Origin of the sequence: Vibrio plantisponsor (assembly GCF_013041605.1) — a bacterium.
GTDB classification, from domain to species: domain Bacteria; phylum Pseudomonadota; class Gammaproteobacteria; order Enterobacterales; family Vibrionaceae; genus Vibrio; species Vibrio plantisponsor.
This window is the reverse complement of the sequence record NZ_JABEQC010000015.1, coordinates 36,211-57,908: the sequence shown is the minus strand read 5'-3', so window position 1 is coordinate 57,908 and position 21,698 is coordinate 36,211. Positions and strand designations below refer to the sequence as shown.

Here is a 21,698-nt window from a genome sequence, read left to right as displayed (position 1 = left end):
TTCATGAGTTCAAATCCATCACAAAACGACGCTGCAGAATTCGATGCGTCTGGTGCAAACAAGTCACGTAAAAAAGGGTTCTTAGCGTTAGCCGCGGCGATTATTGTTGCAGGTGGCAGCTACGGTTCTTACTGGTATTTAGTGGGGTCACGTTACATTTCTACCGATAACGCGTACACCGCAGCTGAAATTGCAGAAGTCACGCCAGCGGTTGGCGGTATCATCGCGAGTGTTAATGTGGTTGATACACAGTACGTCCACAAAGGTGATGTACTGGTACAGATCGAAGATACCGATGCGCAAATTGCTGTAGACCAAGCACAAGCAAATTTGGCGCTGGCTGAGCGTCGTGTACGTAGCTACTTAGCAAATGATGAAGGTCTTACTGCTCAAGTTGAAGCACAAAAATCAAACGAAACTCGTGCGAAGGCTCAACTTAATGCAGCGAAAGCCGATTTTGACCGTGCGAAAATCGATTTAGCTCGCCGCGAAGACTTAGTGCGTTCTGGTTCAGTATCGGGTGAAGAACTGACAAACGCGAAAACAGCGTTCGAGCAGTCGCAAGCAAACCTAAATGCAGCAAAAGCAGCATTAGCTCAGGCACAAGCAAACCGTCTATCAACTATCGGTGCGCAAAAAGCGAATGCCGCGATGACAGACAACACAACCGTTGAAAATAACCCTGAAGTATTGGCAGCGAAAGCACGTCTACAACAGGCAAAAATTAACCTAGAACGCACCATTATTCGCGCACCGATCTCAGGTGTGGTCGCGAAACGTCAGGTACAGGTTGGTCGCCAAGTTCAAATGGGTACACCGCTAATGACGGTTGTGCCAGTACAAAACATCTATGTAGATGCAAACTTCAAAGAAGTTGAATTACGTGATGTGAAAATCGGTTTACCAGTGTCAATTACTGCTGACCTTTACGGTGATGAAGTCATTTATCACGGTGTGGTTGCGGGTGTCTCCGGTGGTACGGGCTCTGCGTTCTCTATGATCCCTGCACAAAATGCAACGGGTAACTGGATTAAAGTGGTTCAACGTCTTCCTGTTCGTATCGAACTTGATCCAGAAGATTTGCAAGCTCATCCGCTGCAAGTAGGTCTTTCTATGCAAGTAGAAATTGATACCAAAGCGGACGTGAACAAGCAAACCATCGCTCAATACCGTGCATCTAAGCAATCTGAACAAGGTTAAGGTGGATCATGAGTCATTCCTCAGACAATGACATCAAACCTTTGACTGGTGGAGCGTTATTCATTGGCGCTCTGTGTCTGGCAATGGCGAACTTTCTCGCCATTCTAGATACCACCATTGCTAACGTTTCGGTTTCAAGTATTGCAGGCAGTTTGGGTACATCAACCAGCCAAGGTACCTATGTAATTACCTCTTATGCGGTGGCAGAGGCGATTTCGGTACCTCTGACCGGATGGTTATCCAGACGCTTTGGTTCAATTCGTGTATTCGTTACCTGTTTCGTGCTGTTTGGTGTCTTCTCAATATTATGTGGACTGGCGACCAGCATGACGATGCTTGTGGCTTTCCGCGTATTCTTAGGTTTAGCGGGTGGCCCATTGATGCCTTTGTCGCAAACGTTGATGATTCGAATCTTCCCGAAAGATAAGAGTCATGCTGCGATAGGTATTTGGAGTATGACAACGTTAGTTGCGCCAATCATGGGACCGATTTTAGGCGGTGTACTGTGTGACCAATTCAGTTGGCCGTACATTTTCTTCGTCAAAACACCTTTTGCTATTGTTGCCGCGATACTGTGTTGGAAACTGCTTCAACAATTCGAAACCAAAACCGTACGTTCGAAAATCGATAAAGTGGGTTTGGCACTATTGGTTATTTGGGTCGCAGCACTGCAAATCATGCTAGATGAAGGTAAAGACCACGATTGGTTTGAATCAAGCCGAATTGTTGTCTTGGCTGTCATTGCTGTAATTGGGTTTGTTGCCTTCTTGATTTGGGAACTGACCGAAAGAGACCCAGTTGTTGACTTGAAAGTGTTCCGCCATCGTGGGTACACCATGAGTATGATGACTTTGTCGCTGGCGTTTGGTGCGTTCTTTAGTATCTCGGTTATCACGCCGTTGTGGCTGCAAATCTATATGGGTTACACCGCAACGATCTCGGGTTATGCGACTGCAACAATGGGGATTTTAGCTGTATTCCTTGCGCCAATCATTGCCAATCTGTCATCTAAGTTTGACCCGAGGCCATTCGTGTTTGTCGGGGTAATGTGGTTAGGTCTTTGGACCTTCCTGCGTAGCTTTGGCAGTTTGGATATGACCTTTGAGCAAGTGAGTTATCCGCTGTTCTTGCAAGGTATTGGTATGCCATTGTTCTTCGTACCGCTAACGGCGATTGCACTAGGTTGTGTGAAGCCTAGCGAGATGGAGTCAGCGGCGGGTTTGATGAACTTCATTCGGACTTTGTCAGGCGCGTTTGCGACATCAATGATCAATACCTCTTGGGAGCATCAGACTCGGTATGTTCATGCGGAGCTTGCAGGTTTAACCGACAGAGCAGGTGTTGCAACACAAGCGATGCAAAGCTCAGGTATGGAAATAGGGCAGATACGTTCTTCTATGGACTGGCTACTGCAAAAACAAAGCGTCATGGTGGCAACTAATCAGTTGTTCATGGTTATCGCTGTTATCTTTGCTGTCGCAGCATGCATCATCTGGTTTGCACCTAAACCTCAACATGCCGTTGACCCAGGTGCAGCACATTAATTTTTAAAGATTTTACCTTTAATCCACGGGGCTAAAGCGAAGAGAAGGAACTCTTTTTTGCTGATGCCCCTTTTTTGCTGTCTATTAGTGATAATGGTTCTTATTTGTATCGGTTGTGTGCGACAATACTCCATCCTTTTATACTGTTAACTTTGAGTCATGAACCGTTCCAGCGCGTCTTTTCAGCGAGTCTGTAAACTACTTAACTATATTCACTCCAATATGGAACAGGCATTCAGTCTGGATGAGTTAGCACAACAAAGTTGTTGGTCTCGTTGGCAGCTGCAACGTGTATTTCAAAGTGAAACGGGATTATCCGTTGCTCACTATGTTCGAGAAATTAAGCTGAGTGCAGCCGCAGAATCGTTATTAGCTGGTTCTGAGCGCGTTATAGATATCGCGATTGGGCTTGGTTTCAATTCAGAAATGAGTTTTAGCCGTGCATTTAAACAGCATTTTGGTGTAAGTCCTCGTTCGTATCGAAAACAAGGTAAGCGATATGGATTGAGAAAGCCTTTATTGACGCCAATCTCGCTGCCAACGGAAAGCCGACTAGAAACAGAAACTGCACTACCGCTGATTGAAGTGAGAGTAGAAACTACCAGCGACTTTGATTGCTATGGTGTGATGGGGGAGATCCGTGGCCTATTTTCGCCGGAGCCCAACTTTTCGCAGCAAGTTCCTAAGCTTTGGGCTCGTTTGTACGAGAGCTTTCCTGATGTTAAACAATATCCTCTCACCGGTGTGGTTGACGTTACCGGCGCAAGCTCTAATGGTCATCGCCTTCGTTATTTAGCGGGTGTGACTGAAAGGCTGCCTAGTTCAGAGATCCTTATCGAGAAATTAATAATACCCACTCAAATTTACGCCGTGATTAAACACAAAGGCCCGATTTCAGGCCTCGCTCAAACCTTGGAGTGGTTCATTTTTCATTGGTTACCTCAGTCTGATTATCGAGGTGAGGACGGATTTGAACTTGAACGTTACCCACAAGGTTACGATTGCCAAGACCTTGATGCAGAGATGGAATATTGGCTGCCTGTTTCGCCAGTGACTGGTTCATGAGCGACAAAATCTCCAGTTCCGCCCTCATAAGATGCTCCAAATTGTTAACTTTTTCCCTGCTGTGATTAGTAAGATGCAAATGATATTTATTCTTATAAAAGAAAGCAGGGTATTTGAAACATTATGTACAGACAAAAACAAATCCATTTCTCGCCGCTCACATTGGCTTTATTGGCGGCTTTTTGTTCACCGCTGAGTTTTGCTCAAGACCAGAGTTCAGAATCTGTCGAAACCGTTACCGTTCTCGGTCAGACTTACCGAAATACAGCGACCAAAACCGCATTAGAGGCGGAAGAAACACCGCAAGCTATTTCAGTTATTGAAAGCGAAGAACTCGAACAGCGTGGTGTGACTTCTTTAGGTCAGGCGCTGCGTTACTCGTCGGGTGTTGTGACCGAAACCAAAGGCGGCGCGGTCACCATGTACGATAACTTCTACATTCGTGGTTTTCGTATCGATCAAACCTATTACGATGGTTTGGTCCTCCAATATCTTAAAGGCTGGAATTTGCAGCCACAAATCGACCCGATTGCGATTCAAAGAGTGGAAGTGTTCAAAGGGCCAACATCCGTGCTTTATGGCTCTATGCCGCCGGGCGGCATGATCAATACCATTGCAAAGTCACCGCAAAGCCAGAAACACACTGAGGTATCTGCTTCCACAGGTTCGCGTAACCTAACACAAGCGACTTTAGATACTACAGGGCAGTTTGGCGACAGCAGCGTCTCTTATCGCTTGATTGCAAAAGCTCGTAAGCAAGATGGTCAGGTGGACGGCACCGAGGAAGAGCGTTACTTGGTAGCCCCTTCGATTGATTGGCAAGCAACGGAAAATACGCTGATTAATCTCAATATGTATTATCAGAAGGATCCGGCAATGGGGATGAACTCCTCACTTCCTTTGGCGGCGATAACGAATGGCTCAACATCACCTTCAACCTTCGCTGGAGATAATAACTGGAGCCATTTCGAACGCGAAATCATGATGCTTGGCTACAAAATTCAGCATCGATTCAATGATGATTGGGGCTTTCTACAAAATTTACGTTATACGGATGCTTCACTCTATCAGGAAAACACTTACCACTCCGCTTCTGGGTTTAATCAAACGACCGGAACCTTAAGCCGTAATATCTATACCACAGATGAAGACTACCAAGGCTTAGTGGTGGATAACCAGCTATCTGGAGTTGTCCGTTGGGGAAGTGTGGAACATAACCTGCTATTTGGTTTGGATTATCAAACACTGAGTGGTGATTCTGCTTACAAAGAGTACTCAACCAGTGACAGCGGTTTTTATCAGTTCAATATCTACAATGCCAATAACAGTTTGCTCAATCGTTCTAATGTCAGTGAAGTTTATGCCGGTAACGATCAAGTGTCAGTCGACCAGCTAGGTGCGTATTTTCAAGATCAACTGCGCTGGAACCAATGGGTGTTTATCGCCGGTGGTCGTTTTGACAACTATAAAGGTATCAATAACTTTTCTGGAAGCAATACCCAAGCAGACCATAACGAGTTCTCTTACCGTGTAGGCGCTTTATACGAATTTGAGTCAGGCATTTCGCCGTTTGCCAACTTTGCCACCAGTTTCTCGCCTGTGGCTGGAGTCGATGCCAAGTTTGGTAAGCCGTTCGAACCTGAGGTTGGTGAGCAGGTTGAGCTAGGTGTTAAGTATCTTTCTGCTGATATGAGTCAACAATTAACAGCATCTCTGTATCGTATTGTCAAAAGCAATATGGTGGTTACAGACCCTTCATCTGCAACCTATCAAGATGAACTGCAAGTGGGTGAAGTGCGTTCGCAAGGGTTTGAAGTGGAAGGTCGCTGGTGGTTGATGCCAAACTGGGATGTGGCAGCCAACTATACTTACGCGGATGTTGAAGTCACTGAGGACAGTGCCAATGGCCTACAGGGTACGACGCCTATTTATGTGCCCACACACAGTGCGAGCTTATGGTCGACCTATAACGTAGAACAAGGGACATTAAATGGTTTGAGAATCAGTGCTGGCGGTCGTTATGTGGGGCAGATGAACATGGACGCAACCAATACTCAAGGCAAAGTGCCAAGCTACATAGTGGCTGACATGTCAATTGGCTATGACTTAGCACAACTCAGCGATTCACTTACGGGTGCAAGAGCAGAACTTATCAGCAGTAACTTGTTTGATGAAGAGTATTACACTTGCTACGACAGTGCGAACTGCTGGTATGGCGCTGAGCGTACTTTCGAGTTAAAGGTTAACTATGAGTTTTAACTACGATTTCTAACTCGAGAAGTTAATCAATATTAATGTTCAACGCCCGACGAATGTCGGGCGTTTGTGTTTTAACCTCTCCTTAACTTCGGATGATTTAGTGTGCTAGCTGTTAAAAGTGTTATTTGTGAATTAGATTCGCCGAACCGTTATACGATGGGTAGCTAAAATAGTATCCTTGGCGTTTCTGTTTTGGCATCGAACGGTAAAGTTGCGTTAGGAAGGTTAGGTTCGGCAAATGTTAAAGGCATTATTAGTAGAAGATGATTTGGATCTTGCTACGGCATTAATTGACTATATGTCATTGGAAGATATCGATTGTGACTACGCTTCCGATGGTCAGGTTGGTTATAACCTGATTATGTCTAATCGCTACGACGTTATTATTCTCGACCTTAACCTGCCTAAAGTTGAAGGTTTGGTAGTCTGCGAACGCATTCGCAACAATGGTGTTGAAACGCCTGTTTTGATGCTGACAGCTCGCGATACTCTTGACGACAAGCTGCAAGGTTTTAGTCGCGGCGCGGATGACTATCTGGTGAAGCCGTTTGCAATGGAAGAGCTTTTGGTTCGCATGAAAGTGCTGGCCAAACGTCGCAGCGGGCAAGTTTCTAAACTTGTGATTGCCGATCTGGAACTCGATCTCAGTCACCGCCAAGCAACCAGAGCCGGGACACTGCTTAAACTTTCTCCTATTGCCTTGAAAATTCTTGAAATATTGATGAGAGAATACCCGTCTGGTGTCTCTAGAGAAAGAATCATTCATACAGTTTGGGGTGATGAACAACCGGACAGCAACAGTTTAAAAGTGCACATTTTCAACCTGAGAAAGCAGGTCGACCAGAATGATTGGGCACCTTTAATTCAAACAATTCCGGGTTTTGGCTTTGCTATCACTTCTCAGGAAGCGCCATGAAAGTTCGTCGTAGTCTAAAAATATTCATCGTCTGCACAATTATGGGAATGGCAACCATCACGGTTTTGGGTTTCTCTACGCTCACTGCGAACTACTTTGAGAAAGGTCTGGACAGCGGACTGCGAATTAACATGCAGGAAATCGGTCGTTTTACTTCTGTTGAATCGGAAAAAAACATTCTCGGTTTTCAAGTGGTTCGACAATGGGAAGATGTCACTCTGGAAATCCGACAAGTGTTTGCAAAGCCAACCAAGCATCTGGATTTCAATAAACGAGTTTATCGAGATCATTGGTATTCGGAACCGAATAGAGCCATGTTTTTGCTTCGATATGAACGAAGTGACAATGAAGTTCTCTATATCTCACGCATTATCGATGAGCTTGAGGTGGCTGATCTTAGCGCTCGTCTCAACAAAGATAAGCTTCCTCATTTATGCCAGATCCTTATCTACGCAGCGATAGCGTTAACTCTCTTCGCAGTGTGTATGTATTTTGTCGGTCAATTGGTTGCCAATCCTATAGAACGTTTAGCTAAGTGGGCGAAAACGTTGACGCCTTGTCAACTTAATCGCCCTATGCCTGACTTCCAATATAACGAACTCAATCGGTTGGCAATGATTGTAAAGAACAGCTTGTCTTCGGTTGAAGAAACATTACACCGCGAACACAAGTTTTTGGCACATGCGAGCCATGAGCTTAGAACGCCTATTGCTGTGGTTCGTAGTAATACCGAGCTAATGGCGAAACTGGTCGATAAACCCAATTCGATTGAAAAGCAGAAAGAAGTGCTGGAACGCATATTGAGAGCGGGTGTGACCATGACCGATCTCTGCGATACCTTGCTGTGGCTCAACAGAGGGCGACACAAAGAGTTGCAACTGACGCAAGTCAACCTCGGTGAATTGATAAAGCAGTTGTGCCAAGACTTGAACTATCTGATTAAGGACAAAGACGTCAATGTTGAGGTAAGCCTGTCCGGCGGTGTCATTGAATTACCTGCCACCATGAGCCGTATCGTACTCAGCAACCTGATTAGAAATGCTTATCAACATACCTTGCGTGGCAGAGTGGTGATAGAGCAGTCTGGTTCACAAGTCACTATCATGAACCGAGACGAAAGTTGTGGTGATACTCAAAACCAACTTGGGTTTGGTTTAGGCCTTGAACTAACGAATAGAATCGTAAGCCACTATCAATGGGATTTTACGATTGAAGAGTTCGCTGATGGCCGCGACGTTCGAATCAATTTTTCAACCAAGTAACAGTATGACCCCTATTGCTAAAAGCGTTTGTTAGTAGCACACTCCGCGCAAATAATGTCGCTAAATTTGCGTGGAGTTTTATTGAATGTTCGCTATCCCTCCGATGTTAATCACGATTGGTTTATTGCTCATCAGCAATGTCTTCATGACGTTCGCTTGGTATGCCCATCTGCGTGAATTGAGCCACAAGCCGTGGATTATTGCAGCCTTGCTAAGCTGGGGAATTGCGCTGTTTGAGTATCTCTTTCAGGTGCCGGCTAACCGTATTGGTTACACCGTATTAAATCTTGGGCAGTTGAAAATATTGCAGGAAGTGATCACGCTAACTGTGTTTGTTCCTTTTGCGCTTATCTATATGAAAGAACCCTTTAGAATGGATTTCGTTTGGGCTGGTCTTTGCTTGTTGGGCGCAGTGTTTTTTATCTTCCGTCCACAAATCATCGCAGCCCTTTCATAGTTATTCAGCCAGTCTGCAAAAATAAAAATGCCCACTACAAAAGTAGTGGGCAATATAAAGCGTAATAATTGAGGGGGATTACGCTAACGCTTGGGTATTTTGTTTTGCTTTCGCACGCATACCTAGAAGGATGGTCATACCGAATGCCACTGCAAACGAAATTGCCATGCCTACAACGTAGTAGCTAATTTTGTCTGGAGTGATAGAGATAATACCCGGTAAACCCGCTGCACCTAGTGCTTGAGCTTTTACGTTGAACAGTGTGATAAATGCGCTCGATACTGCTGCACCTGTGATGGCTGCAATAAACGGATAGCGTAGTTTAAGGTTCACACCAAACATCGCTGGTTCAGTAATACCAAGTAGCGCTGTAACTCCTGAAGGAATAGCAATCCCTTTTAGCTTGATATCTTTAGTGCTGAAGCCCACCGCCAGCGCCGCTGCACCTTGTGCTACGTTAGACATTGCCGCGATAGGGAAGATGAACGTACCGCCCGTTACTGCAATATCTGCAAGAAGCTGAGTTTCGATTGCGATAAAGCTGTGGTGCATACCTGTAATTACGAATGGTGCATAGATGAAGCCAAATAGCGCGCCACCAACAAAACCTGCAGAATCGTATAGCCAGTTCAGACCATCACCAAGCATGAAACCAACATCACGAGTTATAGGGCCTACCAAAGTGAAGGTTAGAAAACCTGTGATGAAAATTGCCAGCATAGGTGTAAGAAGGTTATCCAACACTGATGGAATAAACTTACGCAGACCATTTTCAACGTTGGCAAGGATGAATGCTGATACCAGTACAGGTAGAACTGAACCTTGGTAACCTACTTTTTGAATTTCTAGACCAAGAATGTTCCAAGTGGGTACCGTTCCCGAAACCGATGCGCTACCGAATCCCCAACCATTGAGAAGATCTGGGTGAACCATCAACATACCAAGGGCTGCGCCAAGGAAAGGGTTACCGCCAAACTTACGAGAAGCTGAGAATGCTAGCAATACCGGAAGGTATACAAAAGGGGCGTTAGCAAAAGTGTTAATCATGCTAGCGAGATCAGCCAAACCTGGGTTTGCGTCAATCAGCGATTGTCCGTCTATAAATAGACCTTGCGCCGTCAATACGTTGAACAAACCCATCAACAGACCGCCAGCTACAATAGCAGGGATAATCGGAACAAAGATATCTGAAAGTCCTTTCACTGCACGTTGCACAATGTTTTGTTTTTCTGCGCCAGCACTTGCTACGTCGCTGGTCGACATTTCGCTCATACCGGTTAGTTTAGCCATCTCAGCGTAAACTTGGTTTACGATGCCAGAGCCGAAAATAATCTGGTACTGACCAGCAACTTTAAATTGTCCTTTCACGCCTTCAAGCGACTCAATTGCGGCTTCATCAATTAAAGCATCGTCTTTCAATGCTAAGCGTAAGCGTGTAGCACAGTGCGCTAAAGCTTGGATGTTGGACTTACCGCCCAAATGCTCGAGAAGCTGTTTTGCTATGACTGGATAGTCCATAACTCACCCCGTTTCATGTTAATAGTCAGTATAGATACCCGTCTCACTTTAAGTTGCAGTTTGGTCACTGGTTGTCGCTCATCTGTGTTCTTTCTGCAAGCCCGATTGACTGGGTAGATTAAAAATTGGTTCTTAATTGTTGTTTTGGGAACGTTTGCAAGATTGATTCTTGTTAAAAAAATGCTCATGGTCAAAAGTAAACGGTGAATATTGTGAAGATGATCGCCAAAAGGGTGGGTGAGAATGCCAAAAACAAGGGTAGAATCACGATATATAAATCGAAGAATGCAGATAAGTTTGCAATCAATCCCAATTTGATCTGAGTAGGGTACTTTATGGCAAGTTTGCACGACGTCGCTAGATTATCTGGTGTATCGAAATCTACGGTATCTCGTGTTATTAACAACGAGTATGGCGTTAAAGAATCAACAAAAATCAAGGTGTTACAGGCTGTTAAAGAGTGCGGTTACGTCGTTAATCAGGTCGCAAAAGACTTAAAATCTCAGAAGACGAATTTAGTCGGGGTGATTGTTCCGCGCGTCAGCTCGCATGCCACAGCGCAAGGCGTTGATGGTTTAACAGCCATTTTTGAACAAGCGGGAAAACACGTTCTGCTGGCGAATACTCATCAGGTTCACGAAAAAGAACTTGAATATATTCAGATATTTAACCAGAAACGTGTCGAAGGAATCATTTTCTACGCGACACATCTAGATGCGCCGCTGGTTAAAGCAATCCAGAATTCCAATGTGCCCGTCGTGCTCGTCGGTCAAGACGGTTCGCTTTATAACATACCAAGTGTGGTCCACGATGATACGCGGGTTGGTTTTGAAGCGGGGAATCGTTTAGTGGCGGCAGGATGCAAACGCATCGGTTTTATCGGTGTGCAAGCGGACGACATTGCTGTAGATATCCAGCGTTCACAAGGCTTAGAGCAATCATTAAGCTTTAATCAACTATCGCTGTTATTCCATGCTCACGGTGACTTTTCCATTGAGTCGGGATATCGACTAGCGAAGCAACAACTGAAAGCATTTCCGGATATGGACGGTTTGTTTTGTGCCACCGACAGGATAGCTCTAGGTGCTATCCGAGCTTTGCAAGAGCAAGGCGTTAAAGTGGGCAAACAGATTAAAGTACTCGGTGTGGGTAATGATGAGCTTTCTTCAGTTAGTACGCCCAGTCTATCTACCTTCAATTATGCCTTTGATAAAGCTGGGGAAAATGCTGCCAAAATGCTGTTAGAGCGTATTGCTGGCAAAGGGCAGGAGATGAGTAAAGTCGTACTGACTTTCCAAAATATAAACCGCGAAACCTGCTAGATTCCTTCCTCAATTATGGCTGGGCTTTGTGCCCAGCTTCACACTAACCAGACTCTTTCTTCATCTATTCGCTTAAATACTTGCTAATTTAATGGTTGTTTTATATTTTGAGAACGTTCCCGAAATAATTTTCAGAAAATGGCTGTTTTCGTTTTCGCTAGAATTTAACTAGGTAAGACTATGTCTCTACAATTCCTTATCGAACTCGCTGGTGGTGTTGATAACATCGTACGTATTTTGTCTCCCCAAGGGCGAGTGGTTGTTGCCGTTAAAGATGCTCAAAAAGTATTGCCCTGTCCCGATTCTGTGCAAGCAGAGTCCGTGTTAGGAGAGTGGCAGCTATCCATGCCAAGAGTGGACATCAGTGATGAGGATTTGGCTTCCTTAGGTCGTTTGATTGCCAAGAAGCAAATAGCATCAGCACAACAACATCTGCAACCTACGACTTGCAGTTATCGCCCACAATGGCACATCTCCCCACCACAAGGTCTGTTAAATGATCCCAACGGGTTTGTTTACCACAATGGTGAATACTACTTGTTCTATCAGTGGTATCCCTATGCTTGTGAGCATAAAGATAAATACTGGGTGCTTTTAAAAAGCCGCAATTTGGTCAATTGGAATTGGCAATCCATTGCTCTCACGCCTTCAGACTGGTTTGATAGCCATGGTGTATTTTCTGGCCATGCCGTAAGCCATGACGGGGAGTTACTGCTTTTCTATACTGGCAACACTCGTTTGGGACATGATCGTCAGAGACAAACAATGCAATGTGTCGCTCGTTTGAGCGAAGACAATACGGCTGAGAAACTGGGGCCTGTGATTCGCACCTTACCAGCTGGTGTTACTGAACACTTCCGCGACCCTAAAATACTCTATCGCCAAAACAAGTGGCACATGCTACTAGGGGCGCAAACTACCGATCTGCAAGGTCGGTTGGCTGTATATCATTCAAATGATTTAATGAACTGGGATTTTGATTCCCTCTATGGTGATGAAATCGCACCTTTTGGCTATATGTGGGAATGCCCAGATATGTTTGAGCTGAACGGTGACCTGTTTTTTGTATTTGGACCACAAGGTATTAAATCCGATAACCCGAAACATACGATTGAGCACCAAAATCGCATTTATCATGTTGAGCAGGATAGTGAAGGGAAAATTCATTTCCTTGAAGGTTGGAAACTGGATGCGGGTTTTGATTTCTATGCACCACAAAGCATGGAAACAGAAGACGGCCGAAGAGTTATGGTCGGTTGGATGGGGTTGCCCGATGAAGTTAACCAGCCAAGTTGTGACAATGGCTGGATACACCAGCTCACCGCATTAAGAGAGCTTAAATGGGAGAATGGCAAGATTGTCCAAACTCCAATTTGTGAGCTTGCGGAGCTTAGAGAGTCGGTATCAAGTTTGGAGCTGGGAATCAGTCCTGTCGATGCACAAACCAAAAGCTTTGAGCTTAACGTTGAACTGCCTTGGGGAAGTGCTCTTACACTGATGTCTGACGACAACTATGGTGTGAAGTTGCAGCTTGATACAGATAAAGGTGTACTTCGTTTCGACCGAAGCCAAACTCAAATTCGAGAAGGTGATGTCATTCGTGAGCTGCCGTTAGATACTGACAAAGCGGTACATTTGCAGATACTGGCCGATAACTCATCGCTGGAAGTGTTTATCAACCATGGTGAACATGTGATGACGGGTAGGGTCTTTACGCCAGAGTCAGCAACACAAATTATTTTAGAAGGAGCGAACGTCAGTGCTGAGTTTGCACCTTTGAAATCGGTCGTGGAATCGACATTTGCTCCTGCTGTCTAGCTGAGAGTAGATAAAGAGAAACTAAAGCCCGATAAACGAAAGCCACCTAGTAATAGGTGGCTTTGTTGTATTTAAAAACGCTTATTTTAAATGCTTACTCAAGGAACGCTTTCAACGCTTGTTGATTTGGTAAAGCCGTCATTGCGCCCTTCTGTGTGGTTGCTAAGGCACCACAGCCGTGAGCACATTCGACAGCAAGAGCAATGTTCTCTGCTTCTTGCCAGTCTGGCGTTTGAGAAAGCTGGTACAACAATCCACCGACAAAGGCATCACCAGCACCCGTGGTATCAACGGGTTTCACTACTTTACTGCTGACGAGTGTTTGGCTTTCCTTGGTCACGACAAGTGCACCTTTAGCGCCTTGAGTGATGATCACCAAAGGAATCTCCAACGCTTTAATGGCATTCAAACCTTGTTCGATGGAGTCGGTCTGTGTAAGCAAGGTAAGTTCTTCTTCTGAAAACTTAACCACATCAGCGTTCGCTACTGCATGCATCACTGTTGCAATCATCTCTTGCGGTTTCTGCCAGACTTCCGGACGAAGGTTAGGGTCGAAGCTAAAGCTTCCGCCAGCCTTTTTAATTCGTTCAATCGCTTCAAAAGTACTGCTTCGGCTAGGTTCATTCGCCAGAGCAATAGAGCATACATGCAGCCAGTCACCCTGTTTGAAGTTTGGGATGTCACTGGTTTGCAGAAACTGGTCCGCGCTCGGTTTCACCATGAAAGTGAAGCTGCGTTCGCCGCTGTCATCCAGATCGACCACCACTGTAGACGTGCGCTGGTCGTTATCCAAGATAAGATAGCGGCTATCCACTTGTTCTTGTGAAAGCGTCTGGTTCATAAATCTTCCCAGCGGGTCATTTCCCACTCTGCCAAAGAACGCACTTTGACCACCAAGACGCGCTATCGCCACTGCGACGTTTGCCGGAGCTCCGCCTGGGCATTTGAGATAATGGTTTTCCCCGTCAGGAATTAAATCAACGACAGCGTCGCCTGTTACCCACACAGTATTCATTGTGTCTCTCCATCGAATCTTATTTTCAAATGCGGTTAGTATAATTTAGTTTTCGGTAACGTTCCCGAAATTGATTTAATTATCCAATCCCGTTAACAATTTTTATTGAAGTATAGAGGTGGAGACAAAAAAGCCGCCCTTATGTGAGAAACAAGGACGGCTTTAAAACATACTACTGAAGCTTAAAAAGATGGCTGACGTTTAGTCGGCAACTCGTTTGAAGATAATCGAGGTATTAATACCACCGAAAGCGAAGTTGTTGCTCATCAGGTAGTCGATTTGCATTTCACGACCCGAGCCAGTGATGTAATCAAGATCGCCACACTCAGGGTCAAGGTTATTAAGGTTAAGTGTCGGGTTAAACCAACCGGTATGCATCATCTCTAGGCCCAACCAAGCTTCCACAGCACCACATGCACCTAACGTATGACCGAAGTAGCTCTTTAGGGAACTGATTGGCACTCTTCCTACCGCTTTCTCGGTTGCGTTGCTCTCTGCAATATCACCGCGATCGGTTGCTGTGCCATGAGCAGATACATAACCAATTTTATCCGGAGAAAGGTTCGCGTCTTTCAGTGCTAGCTCCATACAAATCTGCATGGTTTCCATTTGAGGCTGCGTAACATGAGCCGCATCGCAGTTGCTGGCAAAGCCAACGATTTCTGCGTAGATTTTGGCACCACGAGCTTTGGCGTGTTCATACTCTTCTAAAACTAGCGTGCCCGCACCTTCGCCAATCACCAGACCGTCACGATTTCTATCGTATGGGCTAGGTGTGGTTTTCGGAGCATCGTTTTTCAAACTGGTTGCGAATAGGGTATCGAATACCGCTGATTCGGTAGGGCAAAGTTCTTCACCACCGCCAGCGACCATAACGGTCTGGTATCCGTGCTTAATCGCTTCATACGCATAACCAATGGCTTGGCTTCCAGAAGTACAAGCACTGCTGGTCGGAATTACACGACCACGAAGGCCGAAAAACAGACCTACGTTGACGGCTGTGGTGTGCGGCATCATTTGCACATAAGTTGTTGCGGTAATCGCTCTGGTGGTTTTCTCATTTAGCATCACACCAAACGCACCCACTGCATCAGTACTGCCCGTTGAGGAGCCGTAGGCAATACCGGTTTGACCGTTAGTAAGCACTTCGTTACCAATTAAGCCTGATTGAATCAGTGCATTCTCTGTGGCAACGGTTGCTAGCATAGAAACGCGCCCCATACCACGTACTTGCTTGCGCTTGTAGTGTTTCGGTAATTCAAAATCAGTGATCGGTGCCGCCAGTTTTGTGTTCAGTCCGTCATATTGTTCATAAGAAGGCATGTACTGGGTGGCGTTTTCACAAGCGCGCAAACGAGGTTCGATACTTTCCCAGTTGTTACCGAACGCCGTCACACCGGACATACCGGTTACAACAACTCTGCGATTCATACGAGACCTCCGTTTACAGAAATAACTTGGCGAGTGACATATCCAGCGATATCAGACATTAAATAACTAACCAGACCTGCCACTTCTTCTGGGTCACCCATGCGACGCAGTGGTACAAGCGGAAGTGCATGTTCTTTGACGTGTTCATCAACCATGCCGGTATCAATTAAACCCGGAGCAACACAGTTTACGGTGATTTTGCGTTTTGCCAGCTCTAATGCCAGTGATTTTGTTGCACCAATCACACCGGCTTTTGCTGCGCTGTAGTTGGTTTGGCCACGGTTGCCCGCAATGCCGGAGACTGACGCTAAAGTAACAATGCGTCCGCCTTTACGAAGTTGAACCATAGGCATCACACAAGGATGAAGCACATTGTAGAAGCTGTCGAGGTTGGTATGGATAACGCCGTCCCACTCTTCTTCTGTCATAGCAGGGAAAGCTGTATCACGAGTGATACCCGCATTGTTGACAACGCCGTAGTAAGCGCCGTGTTGTGCAATGTCGGCTTCAATCTGGCTTCGGCACTCTGCACGATTACTAATATCAAATCTGATCAATCGGCCTGAACCGCCGTTTTCAACAATGGTATCAAGTGTTGCTTGGGCACCATTCTGGTCTCCCATGTAATGAACGACGACGTTGAAGCCATCTTTACCTAGCGCAACAGCAATTGCTTTGCCTATTCCCTTACTGGCACCAGTGACGAGAACTTGTCGGGTCATACATGACTCCTAATTTTCATTTCTTGTAATTTTTCTTGTGTAGGAACATAAACGTTCAGTTGGCACTGAGCAATTGTATTCCCTTGGTATTCTATACGGCCGGAGAAAACAGCCATTCCGTTATCTTCCATCACTTGTTCAGCGAAGATATCCAGTGTCTGACCCTGAGTGAATTGGTCAATCTCAGTGGTGTAGCGACGGCTGCCTAATAAAAATCCGATAGGTGGTTGTTGGCCTTTTTGTAATGCTTGATAGCCAGACCAAGCCGCGATGGATTGCGCCATAAACTCAATGCCTACATAAGCCGGTACTGTATTGGTTTCGGCATTGAAGAACATAAGATGTTTATCAATATCCACCTGGCTATGGATGGATTTCTCCCCGATAGACAAAGCGCGGTCAACCAGAATCATTGGATTATCATGAGGTAACAGTGTTGCGATTGCAGGTAGTTCAGTCATGGGAATATCCAAAAATTAAGCTGATGTTGTTGCCACCAAAAGCAAAAGAGTTACTGAGAATGGCTTTTCCGCCCAGATATTGTTCGCTTTCTACCAGTGCAATTTCAATGTCGTCTGCTTTGTTGACACAACGCTGCATAGGAAGCGGTAATTGATGATGCAAAATGTGCCAAGCGATAGCGGCTTCAGTCGCACTTGCAGCGCCAAGGGTGTGACCCGTTAAAGGCTTGGTTGAGCTAACAGGTACACTATCGCCAAATACTCGATAGATGGCTTTGCTTTCCATACTGTCATTCAGTGGGGTTGCTGTGCCATGAGCATTGATATAACCGATATCTTTTGGCGTAAGGCCTGCATCTTCAAGTGCTGCGCGCATGGCTTGTTCTGCTCCGTTACCTTCTGGGTGAGGGGCGGAAATATGGTGTGCATCAGAGCTGTCACCTGCACCCAACAAAGCGATATGGCTTGGTTTGGCGCTCAACAACATAAATGCGGCTGATTCACCAATATTAATGCCTGAACGGTCTGCGCTAAACGGCTGGCAAAGCTGATTCGAAAGTGCTTCTAAGCCGTTGAACCCGTTCAGTGTCAGTTTACAAATGGAATCGACACCACCGACCACAACAGCATCGACGATGCCTGCTTGAAGCATACGTTTTGCACTGATAAAAACACGGCCACTGGAAGAACAAGCGGTTGAAATGGTGTAACAAGGACCGGTGATGTTGAAGTAATCCGCCACGAAATTCGCACTGTCACCCAGCTCTTGTTTGGTGTAGTGATAGTCTTCTGGGAATGCGCCTTGGTTGATTTTTTCCGCATAGGCTACTTCACCATCGGAAATACCAGAGGTACTGGTGCCGACAATGACGGCAATTCGATCTGCACCGTATTGCTCAATAGCATCTTTAACGCTGGTTTTGATCTGCAAAAGCGCAGACAAAGCGAGCTGATTATTGCGTGTTGAATACAGTGACAATGGCTGAGGAATTGGTGGAAGCGCCTCAGTAACTCGCCCAATCACTGTGGACGTGTGAGTATTGAGAATCTCATTGTCTATGAGCATGCCTTTTGACTGCCCAGATTGTAGCGCTTGGTGAATAGCGACCGCTTCACTCCCTAGCGCAGAGTGAAAACCACAATCATGAATAAACACTGGAAATGAAGTTGAAGAATTCATCTAGGTTTTTCTACTGTTCTGAGGTTGTTAATTTAGCTTGATGACTTAATGTCTGGATCGTGATCGCATAGTTCAATGGCTTATTTAAAAACTGAATATCACCATCAAGTGGTGTTTTTCCAGCATAGCTAATGATCAGTACGGGCTCTCCAGCTTCGTTCTTTATAACGCGTTGATGCGGGTCATCAATGATTGACCACCTTACCTTATTTAAAGGTGCTTCCCAAGCACTTCGAGGCCATAGGGTGATCATCAGATTAAATAACACTTGTTCCGGTTTCGGAAGGGTATTTTCTAGGCCGCTTAACACTTGGGTGGAAATATTTTCACCATCATAATCTAATGACAGCAATCGAGTTCCCCATGAAGAAAATCCCGCTAGCACGATATGCTGGTCATCAATTAGTAACTGCACTGGTAACTGTTGAGTTTGCGTATTGCCTTGCTCATCTTGCCACTGTGCGGATATCAATTGTGTCGCGCTAAGAGATTGTTCCAGCTTATTGGGTAAAGGCAGCTCTACCCAAACATCTTGACCGATTTCCACTTGTGTTGAAGAGGATTGAGGCTGCAAGCTACAGCCACTGAGCCATAGGCAAGCAAAGAGTGTGGTTAGCCATTTCATTGATTTGTTTGCCTCTTAATCGCTAATGGTGAAAGCAGCCAGGCGACGAAAATACCGCTTAATGTCGTTAAGCCGAAACTGTGAATGGCGTGAGTTTCACTCAGTGACAGCAAGCCAAATGACAATAGGGTGGTCATCGCCGACAGAGTAATCGCCAATAAAGTGCTCCGGCTTTGTGCCTGTTCGGCAAAAAACAGCGTGTAGTCAATACCAATCCCGACAACGAGCACCAAGGCCAACAGGTTAAACAAGTTGAGTGTTGAACCGGTTAATGTGGTAACTGCAATGCCGACTAAGCAGGCAACCACGCATGGGAAGACAATTCGTATTGTATGAGCGACACCATAACGCTTAGCCAGTAGCAAAGATATACCGATCAACGCTGCAGCTAACAGCTCCATCACTTTGGTTCTGTATTCTCCAAACAAGGCGGAGATTTCGCCTGCTTTATCCAAGTAACTGATGTCAGCCCGTTGGCTGTTAAAAGCGATGATTTCAGTAGCGTTACTCACATCTCTAAGCATGACGACAGAAGCGACGCTATCCTCAATTCTACCCAGATAAAGGAACTGAATGGGTTCCGAAACGCTTTGATTGAGGTAGTCCGATAAACTGACCGGAATCATGGGTTCACTCAGCGTAGGTTGAGCTGACAACTTTAAAGACTCAGAAAGTGAGGGACCATAATTCTGATAGAGGTTGCTCACCAGTTGATAGTCGGATTCTTGTCTCGCAATTGAGGGTAGATACTGACTGAGACTTTGATAGCCGCTGATTATTTGCTGCTGCTTCCACTGCGTAAGTGTGCGGTCTAGCTGTTCAAGTTTTGTCACTAGCTGTTCATCGCTCTCTGCGCGCACCACCAACATCTGCTGTGACGATTTCACACCAGAGACTTGATTAATTAACTCTTCCTGCTGCTTAAGTTCCTTAGGCATGGCTTGAAGCTGACGAATGTCATCGTCGTAGTTCACTTGCGTTAATTGAACGGCACTGAAAATCAGTAACGCCAGAGGTAGAGAAGTTCTGACACTGCGTTTTTGCCATTTTGCTAACCACCTACGCCATAATATTTCGCCGGGTAACGGACGATTTGCTGTCGATTTGCGTGCAAGGATGGGATACCAAGCGACAACAGTAGCGTAGGCCGCAATTAAACCGATGGCTGAGAATAGCGCCAGTTGCTGTAAACCGGGAAATGGCGCAACTAATAAACCTAAGTAGCCAATTAAGCTGGTAATCAAACCAAGAGTAATCGCAGTGAAGATATGTTTCAGCCCTTGGATGCTATCCCATTTGTCTTGTGCCGCAAGGCGGTCAGTCAGATAGTGAAACGCGTAGTCGATAGAAACACCGATCAAGCTTGCGCCAAATACCAAACTGAACAGATGCACTTTGCCGAAGATGGCGGTGGTCGCAACAAGTGCAACTAAAAGCCCAACGCTGATGGAAAGCAGTGCCAATAACAGAGGTGCAGCACTGCGAAAGACAAACAGGACAATGACGACAACGCCGAGTAGGGAGAACAAACCAATGGTGCTGATTTCCGATTTCGCACTTTGAGTGCCAAAGTCGGCATAAAACAACACGCCGGTGTGTGCGCTATCCACATCGTATTGTGCTTTTAGCGTCTGCTCCAAGCTCTTCAATTTGGGCACAACTTGCTGTGCAGACATACTGTAGGGTGAATCTGCCAACGTCGCTGTTATCAACACATAAGTATCGTTTTGAAATTGCGTCGTGAGGAAACCTTGCTGGATCTGAAATTGCGTTGTCAGCTGGTTTAAGTGACTTAAGTAATCACGAAACAGCAAAAACGGATCACTGCTTAGTTCTGAACCGGTAACGCCGGAAAAAGGGTTATAAATGGTCTGAATCACTTTCTGAACTTGCTGTTCTGGAGCGAGTTCAAGACGAGTTCGCTGCTCGTCGGTTAAAAACTGAAAACGATGGGAGAAGTAGTAACGGCTCCAAGCGTTTTGCTTTTGTTGATCAATTTTGCCGGAAACTTGGGAAAATTCGCTCAGGCTTGAGAGTGAATCTTGTAAACTTTCAGCAGCAGCAAACAGTTGCTGATCGTTACGGCCTTTAAGGACAAACACCACCTTGTCACTAACACTACTGGTGACTCTATCAAACGCCACTTGAGCCAACGGATCTTGGCGGCTTTGAGGAAGCAGCTTCATGATGTCCGTTTCAATGGGTACAGATGAGCTAAAGCCCCACTGTTTCAACAGTAGGGCGCAGCTTAGTATCACCAAAACAAGCCAGATTATCGCCAGCTTGGAATGATTAAAACTGGAACTGAGCTTGTTCAGCATCCGTTAAACTCTCAGGTTGGTGCGTTTGATTAGTGAAGGTGATTTCCGTTTTGTCGCCTCTTACTTCTTCTAAAACCAATGAATCAATATCTTGATTGCCTTGCAAAACGATCGATTTGAACACTGCATTCAGCGGTGCTTCTTTTGGTTTCAGAACTAACTGCCAGTGTTCATTCTGAGGTGAAAACTGCAGATCAAACTGACTCTGAAGTTGTTCTGTATCGCCATGGAAAACGGACAAAAAGATTTTGCTGAAGTAAAACGCCATCGGGTTTTCTTTGGCCGTAATGACTTGAGCGGGTTGGTTGGCGAAAGTTTGGCGTAACTTGTCCTGTGTTAAAACCAAGTTGACAGGAAACGGAGTGTTTTGCTGCCACAGTAACCCGTGTTGTCTTTCAAGCAGAAATGAGCCTTCTGATACTAAAGGTTGTTCAAACATGGCTAAGGTGCGGCTTTGAGCAAAATCACCACGAACAATCGGAGACTGCTGAAGCTGAGCTTGCAACGAGGTCAAATCCGTCACTTGCGCTAACACGCTAGTTGTAGCCATAAAGCCTAGACAAACAGACATGATGAAGCTTT

18 protein-coding genes are annotated in these 21,698 nt (G+C 45.5%); 9 read left to right on the top strand and 9 right to left on the bottom strand.

Features of this window, described 5'->3' with window-relative positions; genetic code table 11:
* Positions 1 to 3 precede the first annotated feature (3 nt).
* The 7 genes from HKI82_RS17885 to HKI82_RS17855 all read left to right on the top strand — a co-directional run bounded on the left by HKI82_RS17885 (position 4) and on the right by HKI82_RS17855 (position 8,703).
* Complete coding sequence (locus tag HKI82_RS17885) at positions 4 to 1,200, top strand: HlyD family secretion protein (RefSeq protein ID WP_171138761.1); 1,197 nt, start codon at positions 4 to 6, stop codon at positions 1,198 to 1,200.
* A gap of 8 nt (positions 1,201 to 1,208) precedes the next feature.
* Positions 1,209 to 2,744, top strand: a complete 1,536-nt coding sequence (vceB, locus tag HKI82_RS17880) for a multidrug efflux MFS transporter permease subunit VceB (RefSeq protein WP_102942659.1) — start codon at positions 1,209 to 1,211, stop codon at positions 2,742 to 2,744.
* Between the two features lie 159 nt (positions 2,745 to 2,903).
* The gene (locus HKI82_RS17875; protein ID WP_171138760.1) at positions 2,904 to 3,809 is read left to right on the top strand and encodes a helix-turn-helix domain-containing protein; all 906 of its coding nucleotides are present in this window, start codon (positions 2,904 to 2,906) and stop codon (positions 3,807 to 3,809) included.
* A 123-nt stretch (positions 3,810 to 3,932) separates the two neighbouring features.
* Positions 3,933 to 6,068 (top strand): TonB-dependent siderophore receptor, encoded by a 2,136-nt coding sequence (locus tag HKI82_RS17870; protein WP_171138759.1) that lies wholly within the window; start codon positions 3,933 to 3,935, stop codon positions 6,066 to 6,068.
* 238 nt (positions 6,069 to 6,306) lie between these two features.
* Positions 6,307 to 6,984, top strand: a complete 678-nt coding sequence (locus HKI82_RS17865; RefSeq protein WP_171138758.1) for a response regulator transcription factor — start codon at positions 6,307 to 6,309, stop codon at positions 6,982 to 6,984.
* Positions 6,981 to 8,246 carry a sensor histidine kinase gene (locus HKI82_RS17860; RefSeq protein WP_171138757.1) on the top strand — a complete coding sequence of 422 codons (1,266 nt, stop codon included), beginning with the start codon at positions 6,981 to 6,983 and terminating at the stop codon, positions 8,244 to 8,246. Before HKI82_RS17865 ends, HKI82_RS17860 begins: the two co-directional genes overlap by 4 nt.
* Before the next feature lie 94 nt (positions 8,247 to 8,340).
* Positions 8,341 to 8,703 carry a DMT family protein gene (locus HKI82_RS17855; protein WP_042482174.1) on the top strand — a complete coding sequence of 121 codons (363 nt, stop codon included), beginning with the start codon at positions 8,341 to 8,343 and terminating at the stop codon, positions 8,701 to 8,703.
* Between the two features lie 78 nt (positions 8,704 to 8,781).
* Here the strand turns inward: HKI82_RS17855 and HKI82_RS17850 are convergent, their stop codons facing one another.
* Positions 8,782 to 10,221, bottom strand: coding sequence for a sucrose-specific PTS transporter subunit IIBC (locus HKI82_RS17850; protein ID WP_171138756.1), 1,440 nt, complete (start codon positions 10,219 to 10,221; stop codon positions 8,782 to 8,784).
* 335 nt (positions 10,222 to 10,556) lie between these two features.
* Here HKI82_RS17850 and HKI82_RS17845 point away from each other — a divergent pair, with 335 nt between their 5' ends.
* Positions 10,557 to 11,543, top strand: coding sequence for a LacI family DNA-binding transcriptional regulator (locus tag HKI82_RS17845; protein ID WP_102942665.1), 987 nt, complete (start codon positions 10,557 to 10,559; stop codon positions 11,541 to 11,543).
* 180 nt (positions 11,544 to 11,723) lie between these two features.
* Positions 11,724 to 13,361: a glycoside hydrolase family 32 protein gene (locus HKI82_RS17840; RefSeq protein WP_102942666.1), complete on the top strand. Its 1,638-nt coding sequence runs from the start codon at positions 11,724 to 11,726 to the stop codon at positions 13,359 to 13,361.
* Between the two features lie 94 nt (positions 13,362 to 13,455).
* Here the strand turns inward: HKI82_RS17840 and HKI82_RS17835 are convergent, their stop codons facing one another.
* The 8 genes from HKI82_RS17835 to HKI82_RS17800 all read right to left on the bottom strand — a co-directional run bounded on the left by HKI82_RS17835 (position 13,456) and on the right by HKI82_RS17800 (position 21,687).
* Positions 13,456 to 14,376 carry an aminoimidazole riboside kinase gene (locus HKI82_RS17835; protein WP_171138755.1) on the bottom strand — a complete coding sequence of 307 codons (921 nt, stop codon included), beginning with the start codon at positions 14,374 to 14,376 and terminating at the stop codon, positions 13,456 to 13,458.
* 201 nt (positions 14,377 to 14,577) lie between these two features.
* Positions 14,578 to 15,807: a beta-ketoacyl-ACP synthase gene (locus tag HKI82_RS17830; RefSeq protein WP_171138754.1), complete on the bottom strand. Its 1,230-nt coding sequence runs from the start codon at positions 15,805 to 15,807 to the stop codon at positions 14,578 to 14,580.
* Positions 15,804 to 16,529, bottom strand: coding sequence for a 3-ketoacyl-ACP reductase FabG2 (locus HKI82_RS17825; RefSeq protein ID WP_171138753.1), 726 nt, complete (start codon positions 16,527 to 16,529; stop codon positions 15,804 to 15,806). The genes HKI82_RS17830 and HKI82_RS17825 overlap by 4 nt, the downstream gene beginning before the upstream one ends.
* Complete coding sequence (locus HKI82_RS17820; protein WP_171138752.1) at positions 16,526 to 16,990, bottom strand: hotdog family protein; 465 nt, start codon at positions 16,988 to 16,990, stop codon at positions 16,526 to 16,528. The genes HKI82_RS17825 and HKI82_RS17820 overlap by 4 nt, the downstream gene beginning before the upstream one ends.
* Positions 16,983 to 18,170 carry a beta-ketoacyl-[acyl-carrier-protein] synthase family protein gene (locus tag HKI82_RS17815; protein WP_171138751.1) on the bottom strand — a complete coding sequence of 396 codons (1,188 nt, stop codon included), beginning with the start codon at positions 18,168 to 18,170 and terminating at the stop codon, positions 16,983 to 16,985. The genes HKI82_RS17820 and HKI82_RS17815 overlap by 8 nt, the downstream gene beginning before the upstream one ends.
* Positions 18,171 to 18,180: 10 nt before the next feature.
* Entirely contained in the window at positions 18,181 to 18,795 is a 615-nt protein-coding gene (locus tag HKI82_RS17810) for a DUF3261 domain-containing protein (protein ID WP_112404318.1), read from the bottom strand.
* Positions 18,792 to 21,116 carry an MMPL family transporter gene (locus HKI82_RS17805; protein WP_171138750.1) on the bottom strand — a complete coding sequence of 775 codons (2,325 nt, stop codon included), beginning with the start codon at positions 21,114 to 21,116 and terminating at the stop codon, positions 18,792 to 18,794. Before HKI82_RS17805 ends, HKI82_RS17810 begins: the two co-directional genes overlap by 4 nt.
* A complete protein-coding gene (locus HKI82_RS17800; protein ID WP_240956752.1) occupies positions 21,088 to 21,687 on the bottom strand; it encodes an outer membrane lipoprotein carrier protein LolA in 600 nt (199 codons plus the stop codon). The genes HKI82_RS17805 and HKI82_RS17800 overlap by 29 nt, the downstream gene beginning before the upstream one ends.
* Positions 21,688 to 21,698: the final 11 nt, after the last annotated feature.